The sequence below is a fragment of the Streptomyces sp. NPDC046881 genome (assembly GCF_040645015.1).
GTDB lineage: Bacteria > Actinomycetota > Actinomycetes > Streptomycetales > Streptomycetaceae > Streptomyces.
This window is the reverse complement of sequence record NZ_JBEYXJ010000090.1, coordinates 1-17,273: the sequence shown is the minus strand read 5'-3', so window position 1 is coordinate 17,273 and position 17,273 is coordinate 1. Positions and strand designations below refer to the sequence as shown.

Genomic DNA, 17,273 nt, shown 5'->3' with positions numbered 1-17,273 from the left:
TACTGGTCGTCGTACGGGCTGTACCAGGAGCCGCCGGTGAGGGTGCAGCCGGGCTGACGGTGGGCTTGGCGACGGCCTCGTCGAGGAGGACTTCGGCGCGGGAGCTCGTCGCAGACGGCCCGTGTGCTCAGGGTCCAGTCGAAACGGACCGGCTCAGCGCCAAGTAGCTGGTATGCCGGCAATTGGGCTGGACGAGGCCTTTTATGGGCTTGTAAGAGGGTACGCGACCTCCAGCACCGGTCCCGGAGAGCGCGGGCCGAAGCTCGCTGTCAGCCATCGGTCCGCTGTGGTGTTGATGGCGATGTCGGCAGCGATGTGAAATTTGCCAACTAGCGCCGTGCCGACCGGGACCTGGGCGATGAACTCCAGATCATGTACGTCTCCGGCGAGCTCGTGGTCTACGGTGGCTTGCATCCGCCAGCCGACCTCGGAGAAGTTCACCCCGTAGCTGTACAGGCGGCGCACGACTCGCACGCCGTTGCGTTCCACCGAGTTCTCCGCCGTCACCTTGGCGATCAACTTCCCGAGTTCAGCGCCACCTTCGCCGCCCAGCTCGTACTTGGTGCCGGAGTGCCGGCTATACGGAAACTCCTCCATGAGCTCGCGCGGCCTCACGTCGTATGCGATCGGCCTAGCCCTGGAACCTGCGGCCGCGGCCACTCCAGGCCCGTGGGCCGAGGGTGGCGAGGTGAGTAGCTCGACACTCAACTCCGCAGCGATGAATGCACAGCCACGGTCGGGCAGTAGCGTCAGCGTGGGCCTAACGTACTGGAGGCCGTACCCTTCTCGGCTGCGCTGTTTCAACTCCGTTGGGACAGCTGCGCCGCGGCCCCGTAGCTCCGCCAGGTAGTTGCCGTAGCGGGGTGCCCCGAGGCGGACGACATTGCGCTTGCCCAGGAACGTTCGCGTCTCAGCCTGATCCTCTCCAGGGCCCTTGTCTGGCTCAAAGCCGATCACAGCCAGTTCGACGTCGACGGTGTCCTCGCTCACGGCCTGCTCCTAATTCCGCTCTGTCAGCGCCAGTCCCCGATGAGTACAAAGGGCGACCAGTAGAAGGAGGATCGAACGCCGACTTCGTCGATGAGACGTAGTTGGGCATGACGCAGTGCGCCCGCCTTGTCGATAGTTCCGTCTCTCGCGTATTGGTCTTGCAGGTGCTGGTAGAAGGCGACCATCAATTCGCGCGTGCTGTCCGCATCCACCGCCCATAGGCTCGCGACCAGGGAAGAGGCGCCAGCGTGCAAGAACGCCCGCGCCAGGCCGAGCAGCTCGTCGCCTTCGCCGATCTCGCTGGAGGCACTCTCGCAGGCGCTCACGCAGACCAGCTCCGATTGCAACCGCATGTCCATCACCTGTCGGGCGGTGAGCAGGCCACCCGGATCTGGCGGTGCCATGCGGTGCTCGAGCTGCGCCCGTGAGGAATCGTGGTCCTGCTGCAGGATCAGCCCGGACGACATCGGATACATGGCGTTGAAGAAACCGTGGCAGGAGAAGTGACACACGTCCTTACCCGTGCACAACTCCTCCACAGCATCGGGCTGCACGCTGGTGGGGTCGATAATCTTTGTGCCGAAGACCGCGGCGACCTGCCTCGCCTCCTCCTCGAACACCACACCGAAGGAAGCGCAGGACTCCAGCCGCCCGGTGCCCTTGGCCGGGTTTGAAGCCAGCGGCAGCAGTCCGGAGGCTGGCGCATACGCGACCGGATGGTCGATGATCAATGGCTGAGACTCGACCGGCAGCGCGTGCAGCGGCAGGCTGTGCAGCCGACGGTGGGGCACCAGGTACACGAGGTCGCCGGGGCACAGGTACTGGGCCAGTGGCGCGGTGAGCAGCTGGCCGAGGCGGGTCCAGCCGGCACCGGCCGCGTTGCGATAGTGCACGACCTGGCGCAGGAAGTCCTCGTATCCTGTTGATAGCTCCTCAGGCGTGCAGGGCACTCGGCTCACCCGGACGTCGTCCCACTCGGCCCGCAGGAGAAACAGCGTCAGCCAGTTCCCGCTGAGGAAGTACTCCACCAGCAGCACTGGCTGTTGTTGCGCGGCCAGCCAGTTGCGAAGTTCCAGCACGGTTGCCGGGGTTCCGCGGCGCATCGCGACGTACTCCGGGTCGAAGTTGGACAGCTCGTCGTAGACGGCGTTCAGCTGCGCAAGGGTGGCCGCTGCGTCAGGCTCGGGCGTGCCACGTAGCCGGACCAGGCAACGGTCCTCCTCGACAAGCAGGTCGGCAGCGTGGCCGCGCAACGTGACGGTCGGCTGGAGCCCGGAGGTTCCAGCGAGTTCCAGCAGCGCCCGGGACTTGGCCCGCTGAACCATCTCCAGCGCCTCGTTGTGGGCGCCGCGGTCGACAAGGAGGTCGACCAGGCTTGTGTAAGCCCGGCCTTTATTGCGCACAAAGCCCACTCGGGCGCGGTCATCCAAAGGAACCTGCGTCCGCGCCGCCTCAATCATCTCCACGGCCTCGTGATAGCTCACCTCGGCTGCCCGTACCTCGCCCTGCCGTTGGTGCAGGTCGGCCAAGTCGCGAGCAGCCTGAGCTGCCGATTCGAAGTAGCCGGCTGGCCGGGAGATCGCCAGACTACCCTCCAAGGCCCGGACAGCCTGTTTGCGATGGCCGAGGGCGCTGTGCGCCGCGCCCAGGTTGGCCAACGCCACCGCTTTCCCAAGCCGGTCGCCGACCGTCTCTTTGTGAGCCACCATCTCGGTGAGGATCTCCACTTTGTCCTCGCTGTCCGGCAGCAGGTTGCTGAGGTTGAGCTTGGCCTTAGTCCACTGCACCTCGTCGTGGATCTCCTCACACAGCCGCGCGGCACGGTTCAGCAGCGCGACGGCTATACCTTCCAGGCTCTGTCCAGGCGGCTCGCTGGCCATAGACGGATCCGCCTCCAACGCCACCTGCCCGAGCAGGTTCGTGTCGGCCGGGGACAATTTGGTCTTCAACCACCCAGTCGCCAGCTTGCCGACCAGGGTCCCCAGCGCAAGCAGTTGCGAGGCTTCGCCGCGTAAGTGCCCGAGCATCCGGGCGCACCGTAGCGCCTTGGCCCCGGCCTCAAGGGCCGCCGGAACGTCGCCGAGAAACTCATACACCAAGCCCAGAACACCCTGCGTCGCCCCCTCGATTGTCCGAGCCATCCGGTCCGCCCCGTCCTGGGAGAGCCGCACCGCCTCCTTCAAGTCATCTAGGGCCGACTGCGGGCGACCGAGCGTCAGTAGGTCGTGGCCACGGTGCATCAAGATCATCGCCCGGTCGTCCCGGTCGTTAGTGCCGCGGGCGTCCAGCCGGGCCAGCGCGTCGTCGCACCAGGCGACCGCGCTCGCGGGGTGCCCCCGGGCGAACTCCGCCTGACTGAGCAGGCTCACCATACCCAAGGACTGGTCTCGGTCACCGCGCCCGTCGTAGAACCGCAGCGCCGCTTCTGCCTGGCACACCGCTCGATCATGTTCTCCTTCGGACAGGCACAACAGCGCGTCAAGATAATTAAGGACGGCAGCGTTCTCCTCGCTGGGAGCCAGCGGTTGAGCCTGTTCCAATACGGCGTACCACCGTCGCGCCATCGCCAGTTGCTCAGGGGCGATAAAGGCCTGATAGCCGATCGTGGTGTCGGCAGCGCCGCCCATGAATTCAATCTCGCTGTGCGCATGCACTGTTGTGCTCACGGCCAGGTCACGGATTACCTCGACCAGTTTGGCTCTCTCGGGTGGCTCCAGCCCGCTGGGGCCCCGCGTACACAGGTCGACCAGGCGCTCGGCGTACTGCAGTGCACGTCCGGTGTCCCGCCGCTGCGTCCACATCGGCGCAGCCATCTGCAGAAGCGACAAAGCCTTTTGGGCCTGGCCCGCAGCGATCCGGTGGTGCACCGACAGCTCCAGGTACTTCAAGGTGCCTTCCACGTCACCGCGGCCAGCCAGGATCCCTGCCACATCGTCGTACGTGGGCCCGAGCATCGCATCGTCACCGCACTCCTCCAGCAGCCGGGCCGCATCGAGCATCCGCTGTATGGCGTCATTGATGCGCTCGAGGCCGAGCAGCGCGTTGCCGGCCATGCTCATGCACCGGCCGGCCTCGCACGAGTTCCCGATCGATCGCCACAGCGCTTCCGCAGCCTCAAGGTCGCGTAGTGCTGCCCCGTGATCGTTCATATGGGTGGCGACCATGGCCCGCTGCAGTAGAAAACGGGCGCGCAGGTCGGTGCGGCCGATGAAGGTGGCGATGCGCAGGCCGACCCTCACCATTGGCCCGGCCACCAGAGCAGCGATGTTTGGCGGGTAAGGGGAATCGCCGCCCATGATCTGACGCACCTCAGCAAGGATCTGCTCGCCAGTCCCTGGCGTCGCCATGGAAGGGTTCTGCCTCAGCAGCGCATCGATCTGCTCAATACTGTCGGCCTGCAGGAGTGAGCTGATGACCTGCTGTTCCGTGATCCGCCGCTGGACCTCGTCGCACCAGCGACGCAAGGTTTGCCCGTCACTGCGGCGCCCCTGCCGCTCAAGCGCCGCCGCGTGAGCTAGCACCGCGTCGGCGAGCGTAGGGTCGTTCATCAGCCGCGGGCCGAAGCTCTGGACCGCGTTCCGCCAGGCCTCAGGCGTGGTCGCGGCGAGCACGTTGTCCACCAAGGTGGTGACTTCAACCATCGGTGCCCGCATCCGGTTTGCGTTGCGGCGGGACCCGCCGGTACCGAAATGCGGCCTGGCGTAGCCCCAGGTCACCGGGGGCAGCAGCAGGTCGTTACAGCCGATCATCATCCGCAGCCTGCCCCGGCCTGCCGTGTACACCCCGCTCCTGGTCGCTCCACTGAGGAACCACCCAGTCCTGTAAGGCGCTCAGCCTTCTGGCATGAAACTAAGTCTAACGAGCCGCACTTCGCGCCGCTCGGCGAGCGCTGATCACGCCTTTCGCAAGGGTCCAGATCGGCCGCCTGGGAAAACTGAGTTCCACGAACGGCGCCCCTGGCGCGCTCAAGCTTCGGCTGGCGGACGCTGGCGAAATGGAGCTGGATCACTTCGGGAACAGGTATTCACATCAGGCACGGGCGCTGCCGCGCCTGCAACCTGTCTCAGCGAGCGTGGGATTCGTTCATCCATTCGTGACGTGGCCCGTGGCGATGGGTTGACAAAGATGTACGGTCCGAACGCCCTCTGAGCTGAGGCGTTGGTGTGCTACCGCGGTGGCGGTTGTCGTGAGGGCTCGACGCTCCGCAGCGTCTCTGACTGAGTGGGCCAAGGGGCAGGGCGGGGTTTCAGCCGCCTCCAGTCGTATGGCGGGTGTCCGAGCCTGGGGTGGTGCCAGTCATAGCGGTTGGCGACCAGCCAGGCGAGCACGCAGCACACAGCGGCTGCCTTGGCTGCTATTGCTGCGCCGCCTGGGCGGGGCGTGAGCAGACCGCCGACCAGAGCCGTCCAAGACCAGTAGCCGAGTAGGGGATAGACGACGAGTTGGTGCCAGATCTTGGTCGGGGCGAGGGCCTGATCGCGGGTATAGAAGTCGGCTCGGAGTTCTGCCTGCCATTGCCAGAGCCCGAAGAGTAGCCATCCGCCGAGGCAGGCCAGTCCGAAAGGAGCCCCGGCGGCCCCGCGTGGCGGGTCGTCGCCAAGCAGCCATACCCCGAGGCCAATGGCTACGGCCAGCAGCGGATCACCGTAGGTTACCGCTGCGAATTCACTGCGAGGGGTGAGCACGCGGCGCTCCAGAAGTAGTGCCACCACGAACAAGCCACCGGGTACGACCGCGAACGAGGAGGCGGCGGCCACCCAAGGACCGTGTGTGAGAGCCGAGCCGACAACTGGAACGTACTCGGCGATCATCTCGCCCGACCCACTCGGCGATGCCCCGCCCTCATCACCCGTCCGAAGATGGACGCCTCCGATGCCTGCCGTTCCTTCTGCGGGCGCTTCATCTCCCAGCGTGGCGAGAACAAGGAATCGAGCTGTGCGTCGTTGAAAAAGCGCTCATGGATCAAGGCGAAGGCCCCCAGCTTGGCCAGGTTGGCTTTCCATGGCTTGAGGCTAGTCTTGGCCGCGTCTTCCTGAGCGGGCGGACGGTATGCCGGCGGGGGAGGCAAGGGCTCTCGCCCAAAGAATTGGGCCTCCACTTGGTCGACAATCGGCGATTTCTCCCGCGTGAAGTCGTCTACCGTGCGCCTGCCGACGTGAGCCACCGTCATGACTTCCTCTCGCTTGTTGAAGCGTGTGAGTGCGCGCCAGATCCGTAGATCGTTGTCCTTGCTCACCAGCTGGACGATGAAGGGCGGTGCCGGTGGCGCGGGAGGACGGTACGAGGCGGCGTTGTCGAGGGGGGGGCGGGACTCCTCTATCAGCTGCGTCGACCAGGGAACGCATCTCGTCCTCACCTGCGCTCTTTGATAGCAGGGCAAAGGGCGCGAAGAAGTAGAAGGCGGCTAGAAGGAACAATACCCTATTCTCATCTGCGTCAGAGCTGTGAATGACTGTCCGCGTCGATGGAGACGCGGTGGTGAGTATCTGCAATGCCGTCAACCCAGTGGGCTTTCCTGGCCCGAAGTCCATGTCGACAAGCGCCAAGCCGAAGGGAACCGGGCTGCTGCTCAGCACTTCCTTCAGAGCCTCTGGATCGCGCGCTCCCACGACCTCGTGCCTGTCTTGCACGGCTCGTGCGAACGCCAGTTCCGCGCCGACGTAGTCATCAACAACGAGCAGTCTCACCTTCCTCACCTCCACGTGTTCCTTACTGCACGGAGGACCTCCATCGAACGGAGACAGATGTGCCGCCGCACGGACGAGATTCGTGCTGCATCGTTCCCTCGAAGCGCCGAAGGTGATGCTCAAGAACTTGCAAGCTGCTATCAGGGCGTGAGAGGAAACCTGTCGGTACTCCGGGGCCGTCGTCGGCTACCCGTACGGCCACCCACGACCGAGGTTCGCCCTGTTCAATCCGGATGACGACGTCGACGTGCTGGGCACCCGCCTTCCAGGCATTAGTGATCAGGTCGGGGAGAACACGGCGGACGAGGCCGTAGTCGGTCCTGCCCAGCTTGAGCCGTGCACTCACAGGGTCGAGCTCGACGTCCTGCCGATGATCACGCGGCACGATCTTCCGCAAGCGATCCATGAGGACCGGGAGGCTCTGTGGGGGCGTCGGCTGATCCAGCACGGCCAACCGAGCTTCCTCCACAACGAAGCCGAGCTCTCGGACGAGTGCCCGAGTCTCCGCCTCAGCCGACCGGTCCTGCTGAATCTGCCTCACCAGAGCGTGCATCGCGTTCTTTACCAGGCTGTGCACCGTGCTTGCGTCATCCCGACGCTTTGCTGCCACCTCCACCTGACAGGTCCCGACGGCCGCCCGCAGCATTACCTCGAACGCGAGCGCATAGGGGAGAGGCAAAAGGAACGATCCCGCCAAGAGGCCACTACCGAGGAACCCCACCGGAACAGGATCGCCCTCAACGTAGAGCGGCCAGGCGAACAGCACGAACCAGCCAGCAGATAGGCCGAACGGAATTAGCGGGCGCAGTCGAACTAGCGTCGTAGGGGGCTGAGCATCGGGGTTGTACCAACCCGCATCGATCATGGCTTGGGAAAACGCGCTCCATGCGTGAACGGTGAGCGTGGCCAGACCAAGTGCATACACGGGTGCTGGCAAGGGCGAACAGCAAGCGGGCCCACATACAACAACGCCGCAAGGACGACACCCACACACTCCAGGAGTCCCGATAGATCAACGGCTGCACGCCCTTTTACCGACTGCAGATGCCGCCCAACCACGCTCAGTGCACCCCACTGGCTGCCTGCTGCCCAATCCAACACATCCAGACGGTTGTGAGCCCAAGTGGTGACCGAACCCAATGTGACGACCGTCAACTGGACCGCAGCACGTGGGACAGCTTCAGGCGGGAACCAGACCACCATTACCCAGAGCGCGCAGACGCAGCTGCCGCGCACCGCTGCGCCCACCCGGTACACAACGTTGGTGTACCGGATAGCCACGTCATAGCCGACACGGCTTCGCAACGATCGATCAAACATGACTAATCGCCCTGATGCTCTGAGTTCTATTGTCATGGGTTATCCAGTCCTTGGGAATGCGCAGGATCCGGCTCGGTACCGAGACGGGCTGATGCCGACTTACCCTCCCCGGCCGACTGTCTACTAGGACCCCTAGGAGGTGCGGTTCCGGCTCTGCCGAAAGCGCCCGGAGATCACGGTGGTCTCGGCCGGCGCACCTGTGTGGCGGAGGGGTCACCATCGACGATCACGTGAGTTCAGCGGCTGCCACGTCACCCGGCGGCACCGCCACCCCACCCAGCCGGCCGCTACATGGTCACCGTCGTAATGCTGCGGCCTCGCGCACCGAATGTGAAAGATTCCGCCCTACCTAGCGAAATGTCCGACCTGGCTTCCTGGTGAAGACAGCTTTCGTCTCGCGTAGGAAGTTCAGAAAATGTTCAATGCTCAACACTTCAGCTCGCTCCCCGCTCTCGAGGTGCGTCTTCGGCACAGAAGGATTCCCCGGGGTCGGAGGATCGAGATCGTCCGCAATATGGTTCCGCTGCCCGGGCCCGGCGAATGTGTGGTGCGGCCCAGTGCCAGCACGGTCTGCGGATCAGACATGAACACGGTCATCGGACATAAGCACATCGGCGAGCCAGCCTCCGTGCGACTCGGTCACGAGATGGTTGGAGTGATCGCGAAGGTTGGGCCCGGCGTCACGCGGCTGCATGCGGGAGATTTCGTCGTCTTGAAGCCACACGCCTACGCGGCCGAGCACGCCTCCTGCGCCCGGGCCGGGCAAATCTTCACGTATCAGTGCCAGGGGCGCGGCTGCACGCAGCACGCAGGATTCTCGTGGGATGGGGCATTCTGCAGCGAAGGCACGTTCCCGGCCGCACAGCTTGAAGTGGTTCACCAGGAACTCATCGCAATAACCGAAGCTTCGGATACATTGCCCCGCGCGGCCGCGTTTTCGTTGGTGGAGCCGGTTGCCTGTTGCCGGTCTGCGACGTTTGAGATTGAAAAGGCCTTTGCTGCAGTCGCCGGCAACCCCCGGGATGCCTTCACACAAGACGTCTTGATCTTGGGGACAGGGCCGATTGGTGTGATCACGGCACAGGTGCTGCTGGACCACGGCTGCACCAGCGTCGTCCTCAAGGATGTGCTGGCCCACCGGGCAAGCATGGCCGAATGGGTGCTGTCAGATCCTCGCGTCCGGCGATTTGATCCGGCGCTCGACGAGGAGCACCGGTTCCGTCTCGTGATGGCCTCCGCGAACTGTCCCACCACGATCCCCGAGGCCGAGGTACGCGTCGCACCGCGCGGCATGATCTACCTGCTCTCCGGCCTGAACGCTGCCGGACGAGAGATTCGCGATTACTCAGGCGCATGGCACTACGAAGATCTGCATAGGAATGGAGCGTGGGCGTACAGCGAAAGCGAGCACCATCCGCGAATCGTCGGCGGGCACAGCGGTTATGCGGAGACCATCTTCGAGGACTCGGCCAGGTGGGTCACTGAAGCCAACCATCTGCCGATCCTGGACCGCTTGATCACCCACTACATCCCCGGAATCGAAAGCCCGCAAATGATCAGCAGGTTCCCTCACATCACACCGAGCTGGACCACCCCCGACCGTAGTCCGGCACTGGGTGCCATCCTTCATCGGGCGGTGCCCACCGAGCACCTCGGGATGAAGGTCGCCCTGCTGCCCCAGCGTGACGCCGTAAGTGCATGAACGGCATATCCATCCCTTCCGGGACGCACTGTCGGCCAGATCTACTGTGCGTGTGCAGGCCAGGCGGCAACTCACCCCTGGCCTGAGCCGACTCCCGCCGACCGAGCAGTGCCGAATGTACAGGCGCCCGCTGTCCCAGCGGGGTACGGGCTTACTGAACGCTTCTCATCCTGCGGTTCGCGGGTGCTAGAGGCTGGTGGTCGGGGTTCGTAACGTGGCAGGGCTCCTGGTCGTTTCGCTGGTGATCTCACTCGCCAACATCTCGACATAGGAGCCCTGTTGGTCCCGTATCGTGCCATGCTCGACGTCCCGCAGGAGGTCGCCGAGCACGTTTCCTGGCTCATCTACGCCCGAAGGTGTGAGCTGAACTCTCGCTGGCGCAAGCTGGGCTGCTTCCAGCAGGCCCTGCTCGTCCTGGTCCACCTACGCAAGAACGAGACCCTGGCCCAGGTCGCGGCAGGGTTCGGGGTCTCCACCGCCACCGCCGGCCGGCACGTGACGGAGACGGTCGAGATCCTCGCCGAACACGCTCCGAGCTTGCACCAGGCTCTGCGCGACCTGCCACCGGAGGGGTTCGTCATCCTCAACGGCACTCTGATCGCCACCGACCGCATCGCGGCGGATGAGCCGTACTACTCCATCAAGCACCGTCGTCACGGGATGAACGTGCAGGTCGTGGCCGCCCCGGACGGGACACCGATGTGGTTCTCCCGGGCTCTGCCCGGCCGCACCCATGACCTGACCGCGGCCCGCGCACACGGTGTGATCCAGGCATGCTTGTCCCGTCAGCTCCTGGTCCTTGCCGACCGGGCCTACCGTGGGGCCGGCGCCACCGTCCGCACCCCCTACTACGGGCGAGACCTTCCCGAGAAGTACGCCCAGTTCAACCGCGATCATGCCCGACTACGAGCGCCGGGAGAACGCGCCTTCGCCCGCCTGAAGCAATGGCGGATCCTCCGCAAAGCCCGCTGCAGCACCAACCGAATCGGCCGTACAGTCGCCGCCGTTCACGCCATCGAGATCGCCTGGCGCTCAGGATGAGAAGCGTTCAGTGGGCCGCGGCCGCTAATAACCCCTGGCCGCGGCCCGCGGACTCACAGTGGACCCCCGAGCACTTCGCCGCACACCGCGACGGGAGATTCAACGGCCGCGCTCTGACCACGATCAAAGAGCAGGGGGAACAGACAAGCCCCAACGGCAAGGACGACATGCTCTACGCGCTGGTGACCACCCTCGCCAAGGCCGAGGACGTTCCCGCACAGCTGAGGAGCGCCTTCAACAGCATCCAGGATTGGCTTCCTGACCGGTCTGCCAGCATGGCGCTGCAGCATGCGCTCCTTGCGCTGCTGCAGCGTTGGAGCTGTCCACACGTGCCAGCCCGCCTCCTCCACATGCTGCCGGCCGTAACCTCGGGCCTCGATCCCGCTTGCCCTCTGCCACTGACAATCACCCGGTGGCGCCGTCTCGTCCGGAAGCCACGGCGACGACGGGAAAGAAACCATTCACCGCCGGTCGCCGCACTCCCGCCCGAGGCACCGTTTATCAGGAAAACCTCCCGCAGCTGCCCCCACAGTGGTTACGGTCTGTGCCCATGCGGTTCTTGCACACCTCGGACTGGCACCTGGGCCGCCGGTTCCACACAAGAGACCTGATCCCCGCCCAGGAAGCGTTCCTCGACCATCTGGTCGACACGGCCCGGAGCGAGAACGTCGACGCCATCCTCGTGGCCGGCGACCTCTACGACCGGGCCATCCCCAGTCTGGACGCCGTGCGCCTGTTCAGCCGCGCCCTGCATCAGCTCGCTGACCTCGACGTACCGATCATCATGATCAGCGGAAACCACGACTCGGCCCACCGCCTCGGTGTCGGATCCGGCCTCTTTGCCCGCGCCGGGATCCATCTGCGCACCGATCCCGCCACCTGCGACGTCCCGGTCCTCCTCGACGACGCCGACGGCCCGGTCGCCGTGTACGGCATCCCCTACCTCGAGCCGTCGATGGTCCGCACCCAGCTGGACGCAGAAGCCACCTCCCACCACGCGGTGCTGACCGCAGCCATGGACAGGATCCACAGCGACCTCACCAACCGCCAGCCGTCCGGAACCCGCTCGGTGGTCATCGCCCACGCCTTCGTCACCCCCGGCACCGCCCAGGGCGAAGATCAGCAGGTGACGGAGTCCGAAAGCGAACGCGACCTCAGCGTCGGCGGTGTCGCGCACGTCGGCGCGGACGTCTTCGACGGCATCGACTACGTCGCCCTCGGCCACCTCCACGGTCCCCAGAAGGTCACCGACCGAGTCCACTACAGCGGCTCCCCGCTGCCCTACTCCTTCTCCGAGGCCACCCACACCAAGTCCTTCACCCTGGTCGACCTCACCTCCTCCGGCACCGCTCCCGCCGTCAAGCGCCTCGACTGCCCGACCCCTCACCGCCTGGAACGCGTCGAAGGCCTCCTCGAGGACCTCCTCACCCACCCCGCACACGAACACTTGAAGGACGCCTGGCTCGAGGTCACGCTCACCGACACAGCCCTGCCCTTCGAGGCCATGGCCCGGCTGCGCCGCCGCTTCCCCGACACGCTCAGCCTCAAGCACGAGCGGGCCTTCATCCCCGCCCAGGCCACCGACACCCCCACCTACACCGAACGCCTCCGCGGCCGCAGCGAACTCGACATCGCCAGCGACTTCATCACCGACATGCGCGGCACCGCCCCCAACCCGGACGAACACGCCCTGCTCCAGCAGGCCGTCGACGCCGCCCGCGTGAACGAACTGCAGAAGGAAACCGTCTGATGCGCCTGCACCACCTCACCCTGCAGGCATTCGGCCCCTTCGCCGGCACCCACACCGTCGACTTCGACGCCCTGACCGCCGACGGCCTGTTCCTGCTGCACGGCGACACCGGAGCCGGGAAAAGTACCCTGTTCACCGCCATCTGCTTCGCCCTGTACGGCGAACCCCCGGTCGACCGCGACCTGATGCTGCGCAGCCACCACGCCCCGGCCGACCTGCTCACCCAGGTCACCCTGGACGTCACCATCGCCGGTCAGCGGCTGCTCATCGACCGCGTCCCCCAGCAGACGCGCCCCAAGAAGAACGGCACGGGTGACACCGTCCAGAAGGCCGAGACCCGGCTCAGCCGGTTCACGACCGATGCCCTGGGACAGGGCCACTGGGAGGCCTCCAGCAAGTCCCACCAAGAGGCCGGCAAGGAGATCAAGGACCTGCTCGGCATGAGCCGGACCCAGTTCTGCCAGGTGGTGCTCCTGCCCCAGAACGAGTTCACCAAGTTCCTCTACGCCGATGCCGCCAGGCGCCGCGAACTCCTCGGCAAGCTCTTCCACAGCGACCGGTACGCCTTCATCGAACGCTGGCTGAACGACCACAGCCGCACCACACAGAAGAACCGCGACGCCGCCCGAGACGAGGTGCTGCACCTGGCGGCCCGCATCCACCAGGCCGCCGGCCCGGACCTGAAATCGCAGTACGACGCCCCCACCCCCGACGCCGCGCACGCCCTGACCGGCCCCGCACTGGCCTGGGCCCAGGACCTCATCCAGGCCAGCCAGGCCGACGCTGCCACAGCCCAGGCCGAGGCCGAGAAGGCAAAGAAGAACCAGCTCACCCACCAGAACCTGGAAGCCGGCACCCGCGAACTGCACAGGCGGCAGGCCACCCACGCCATCGCCCGCACGCAGCTCAACCGGCTGGACGAGCAGACCTCCCACCAAGAAGGCCTCGGCCGGCGCCGGGAACAAGCCCGGCGCGCCCAGCAGCTGGCACCGCTGCTGCACACCGTCAGCACCGCCCGCACCGACCACACCCGAGCCCATGACAGCGAAAGCGCCGCACGCACCCGGCTGCTCCCCGAACACGCCACACTCAACGCCGCCGACCTCGCCCTGGCCGGGCAGCGCACGCGCGACGACATCGCCGTGCTGAACACCCTGCTTCCCGAGGAAGCCACCCTCCGCCAGCTCACCGCCGACCTCAGGCGCATCGACACCGAGCGGCAGGACTTCACCGTCCAGCAGCGTGCCGCCCGCGACTGGCTCGAGCAGGAAACGACCCGGCGCACCACCCTGCAGGCCCGCCGGGAAGCCGCCCGTGAGGCCGAGGAAGAAAGCCGCCGCTACCAGACCCAGCTGGAGATCCTCAAGGGCCGCGTGGCTGCCGCGGAACGCCGCGACGCCCACCTCGCTCAGATCACCACCACCGAGCAGCGCCTGGCCGCCGCCCAGAAGGAAACCGAACAGGCAGCCCAGGCCCACATCGGCATCCGCCGCCGACGCACCGAGGGCATGGCCGCCGAACTCGCGGCCGGTCTCACCGACGGCGCACCATGCCCGGTCTGCGGCTCGTGCTCCCACCCGGCTCCCGCCCAGGCTCCCGACGGGCATCCCACCCGCGAGGACGAACAAGCCGCCGAGAAAGCTCACCAGCGCGCCCAGCAACAGCGCGACAAGATCGCGGTCGAGCTGCAGCAGCTTCGCGAGAATGCCGCCGGTGCCACCGGTGAAGCCGGCGACACCCCGCTGGCCAGCCTCAAGACCGAACACGAGGCACTCGCCGCGCAGCTGGCCGACTCTCTCGAACGTGCCGCCGACCGCGGAACCGTCGAGGAGGAACTCCTCGCGCTGGACCGCGAACACATCACCATGACCGAGCAGGACAGTGTCGCCACCGCCGGCCTGTCTGCCCGCAATGCCAGCTACGACACCCTGTCCCAGCGGCAAGCAGAGCTCACCGAGAAACTCGATGCCGCCTGCGGCAACGCCCCCACCCTGGCGGCCCGCATCGACGACCTCACCCGCACCGCCGACCACCTCGAGCAGGCAGCCGAGGCATCCCGCACCGCCACCGCCGCCACCCAGGTCCTGCACGCCCGTACCGGCGAAGCCACCGCCGCCGCCACATCCCAAGGCTTCGACACCCTCGACGCCGCCGAACAAGCCGTGCTCAGCGACAAGGACCTCCACGAACTCGAGGAAGAGATCAACCAATGGCGCGAGGCCCGCGCCTCGCACCAAATTGTTCTCGACGACCCCGTCCTGCAAGAAGCAGCCGCTCAGCCGGCCGCCGACGTCGAAGCTGCGACAGCCCTGCGCGTCGCCGCAGACGACCAGCACGCGCAAGCGGTCACCACCGCCAGCACCGCCCAGGCCCGCACCACCGACCTCACCGACCTCACCACCACCCTCGCCGGGGTCGTCGAACGCCTGGAAGCACTCGAGCAGGCCCACAGCACCGCCCGCCACCTCGCCGACCTGGCCACCGGCAACGCCTCCGGCACCCGGGTCCGCATGCAACTGGAGGCCTACGTCCTGGCCGCCCGCCTCGAACAAGTCGTCACCGCTGCCAACACCCGCCTGAGCCTGATGTCCGAAGGCCGCTACACCCTGCGCCACTCCGACCACCAAGCCGCCCACGGCGCCCGCTCCGGCCTCGGCCTGGAAATCACCGACTCCTGGACCGGCCGCCCCCGCAAGACCGACACCCTCTCCGGCGGCGAATCCTTCTTCGCCTCCCTCGCCCTCGCCCTCGGCCTGGCCGACGTCGTCACCCACGAAGCGGGCGGCAACCCCCTGGACACCCTCTTCATCGACGAAGGCTTCGGCACCCTCGACGACGACACCCTCCACAACGTCCTCGACGTTCTGGACTCCCTACGCGCCCACGACCGCACCGTCGGCGTCATCAGCCACATCCCCGAACTACGCCGCCGCATCACCCAGCGACTGCACGTCCGAAAAGGCCCCACCGGCTCCACCCTCGCCCACCTGACCGAAGCAGCCGAATAACCTGCACCCCAGGAGAGCGGAGCCCCCCGCCCTCCTGGAGCACTCAGCCGACCCCGCGGAGCCCCACACATCCATGGCCCCCGACATCGAGCTACGGCCCCACCAAAAGGAGGCCGTAGCCGCTACGACCGCCACGCTCCGCGACCACGCCCGCGCGAGCGTGATCGCCGCCTGTGGCACGGGCAAGACCCTGATCGCCGCCCGCACTACCGCCCGCATCGCCCCGCGCGGCCGCGTGCTGGTGCTCCTGCCGACGCTTGACCTGCTGTCCCAGACGATCCGCTCCTGGCGCACCGCAGGCCGCAAAGGCGCCACTATCGCGGTGTGCTCGGCACGCCAGGCCCTCGACCACGAACCGCTCGGCGCCGACGTCCCCCTGACCACCCACCCCGGCGAGCTGACCGCCCTCGCCACCCCGTCCCGCTCCGGCCCGGTCACCGCCTACGCCACCTACGCCTCCCTGGCCGCCGTAGTCACCGCCCACCGCGAGCACGGCCTACCCGCATGGGACCTGGTCGTCGTCGACGAGGCCCACCGCACCGCCGGCCGTCTCGGCAAGACCTGGGCGGCTGTCCACCACGACGACCAGCTCCCCGCCGCCCGCCGCCTCTACCTGACCGCCACACCCCGCATCTGGGACCCCGACGACGCCCAGGACGGCGACGGCGTGGAGACAGTGGCCTCGATGGACAACGAAACCCTGTTCGGCCCCGTCGCCTACCACCTCAACCTCTCCGACGCCATCGACCTCGGCCTGCTCGCCGACTACCAGATCCTCGTCCCGGTCATCACCGACCAACACCTGCGCGACTGGCTCGCCACCGGACCCGGCGCCGGCATCGACGGACTGCGCCTGGCCGGCCGACAGGTCGCCGCCCTGCGCGCAATCCACGACCACCAGCTACGCCGCGTCCTCACCTTCCACCACCGCGTCGCCGACGCCCGCGCCTTCGCCACCACCCTGCACGAGACCGCCAAAATCCTCCCCACCGAGCTGCGGCCCGACAACTTGTGGGCGGACTGGATCAGCGGCCACCACACCCCTCAGATCCGCCGACGCCTCCTACTGGAGTTCGCCTCCCACACCGACCCCCACACCCCGGCCGTCCTGTCCAACGCCCGCGTCCTCGGCGAAGGCATCGACGTCCCCGCCATCGACGCCGTCGTCTTCGCCGACCCCAAGAACAGCCCCGTCGACACCGTCCAAGCCGTCGGCCGCGCCCTGCGCCAAAAGCCCGGCGCTGGCAAGAAGGCCACCCTCGTCGTCCCCGTCTACCTCACCGCCGACGAAGACCCCGACGACCTCCTCGGAGCCGACGCCTACACCCCACTGTGGCGCACCATCCAGGCCCTGCGCGCGCACGACGACCGCCTCGACGCCCGCCTGTCAGACCCCCGCACCCACCGCCTCACCACACCCCCCGACGACCCCGACGCCTGGCTCCGCTTCGACCGCCCAACCCAGGCCGACGAAGTCGCCCTCGCCCTATCCCTGCGCGTGCTGGCCCCCAAGAGCGCCGAATGGCGCCGCGGCCTCGCCGCAGCCCGCAGCTACCGCCACACCCACCACCACCTCGACGTCCCCCAAGCCTACGAGGACCCCACCGGCTACCCCCTGGGCCGCTGGCTCACCTGGCAACGCCACCTGCACACCAAGGGCACCCTCGACACGGTGCGCGTTGTCGTCGCCCAGTTTTTGTGAGTTGTTGCTGTGGCTGTGAGCTGGGGTTTCTCAGTTCTTCTGGGTGATGTTCGTGGTGCTTGGGGGAGTCCGG

The 17,273-nt window shown here is 66.8% G+C and carries 9 protein-coding genes; 5 read left to right on the top strand and 4 right to left on the bottom strand.

Features of this window, described 5'->3' with window-relative positions:
• Positions 1–201: 201 nt before the first annotated feature.
• The 4 genes from ABZ923_RS31455 to ABZ923_RS31440 form a co-directional block, all read right to left on the bottom strand.
• Positions 202–990 (bottom strand): hypothetical protein, encoded by a 789-nt coding sequence (locus tag ABZ923_RS31455; protein WP_361478391.1) that lies wholly within the window; start codon positions 988–990, stop codon positions 202–204.
• 23 nt (positions 991–1,013) lie between these two features.
• Positions 1,014–4,772: a CHAT domain-containing protein gene (locus ABZ923_RS31450; protein ID WP_361478388.1), complete on the bottom strand. Its 3,759-nt coding sequence runs from the start codon at positions 4,770–4,772 to the stop codon at positions 1,014–1,016.
• Positions 4,773–5,797: 1,025 nt separating this feature from the next.
• The gene (locus tag ABZ923_RS31445; RefSeq protein ID WP_361478386.1) at positions 5,798–6,226 is read right to left on the bottom strand and encodes a hypothetical protein; all 429 of its coding nucleotides are present in this window, start codon (positions 6,224–6,226) and stop codon (positions 5,798–5,800) included.
• 473 nt (positions 6,227–6,699) lie between these two features.
• Entirely contained in the window at positions 6,700–7,614 is a 915-nt protein-coding gene (locus ABZ923_RS31440; RefSeq protein WP_361478383.1) for an ATP-binding protein, read from the bottom strand.
• 798 nt (positions 7,615–8,412) lie between these two features.
• Here ABZ923_RS31440 and ABZ923_RS31435 point away from each other — a divergent pair.
• The 5 genes from ABZ923_RS31435 to ABZ923_RS31415 all read left to right on the top strand — a co-directional run bounded on the left by ABZ923_RS31435 (position 8,413) and on the right by ABZ923_RS31415 (position 17,200).
• Positions 8,413–9,699: an alcohol dehydrogenase catalytic domain-containing protein gene (locus ABZ923_RS31435; protein WP_361478380.1), complete on the top strand. Its 1,287-nt coding sequence runs from the start codon at positions 8,413–8,415 to the stop codon at positions 9,697–9,699.
• A gap of 297 nt (positions 9,700–9,996) precedes the next feature.
• Positions 9,997–10,740 carry a transposase family protein gene (locus ABZ923_RS31430; RefSeq protein WP_361478377.1) on the top strand — a complete coding sequence of 248 codons (744 nt, stop codon included), beginning with the start codon at positions 9,997–9,999 and terminating at the stop codon, positions 10,738–10,740.
• A gap of 550 nt (positions 10,741–11,290) precedes the next feature.
• Positions 11,291–12,490, top strand: coding sequence for an exonuclease SbcCD subunit D (locus tag ABZ923_RS31425; RefSeq protein ID WP_361478375.1), 1,200 nt, complete (start codon positions 11,291–11,293; stop codon positions 12,488–12,490).
• A complete protein-coding gene (locus tag ABZ923_RS31420) occupies positions 12,490–15,498 on the top strand; it encodes an SMC family ATPase (protein WP_361478372.1) in 3,009 nt (1,002 codons plus the stop codon). Before ABZ923_RS31425 ends, ABZ923_RS31420 begins: the two co-directional genes overlap by 1 nt.
• A 73-nt stretch (positions 15,499–15,571) precedes the next feature.
• Positions 15,572–17,200, top strand: coding sequence for a DEAD/DEAH box helicase family protein (locus ABZ923_RS31415; protein WP_361478369.1), 1,629 nt, complete (start codon positions 15,572–15,574; stop codon positions 17,198–17,200).
• Positions 17,201–17,273 lie beyond the last annotated feature (73 nt).

Excerpts from the sequence above, each read along its gene's own strand:
- ABZ923_RS31415 (WP_361478369.1), top strand. The coding sequence starts at position 15,572 with ATGGCCCCCGACATCGAGCTACGGCCCCACCAAAAGGAGGCCGTAGCC.
- ABZ923_RS31420 (WP_361478372.1), top strand. The coding sequence starts at position 12,490 with ATGCGCCTGCACCACCTCACCCTGCAGGCATTCGGCCCCTTCGCCGGC.
- ABZ923_RS31435 (WP_361478380.1), top strand. The coding sequence starts at position 8,413 with ATGTTCAATGCTCAACACTTCAGCTCGCTCCCCGCTCTCGAGGTGCGT.
- ABZ923_RS31430 (WP_361478377.1), top strand. The coding sequence starts at position 9,997 with ATGCTCGACGTCCCGCAGGAGGTCGCCGAGCACGTTTCCTGGCTCATC.
- ABZ923_RS31425 (WP_361478375.1), top strand. The coding sequence starts at position 11,291 with ATGCGGTTCTTGCACACCTCGGACTGGCACCTGGGCCGCCGGTTCCAC.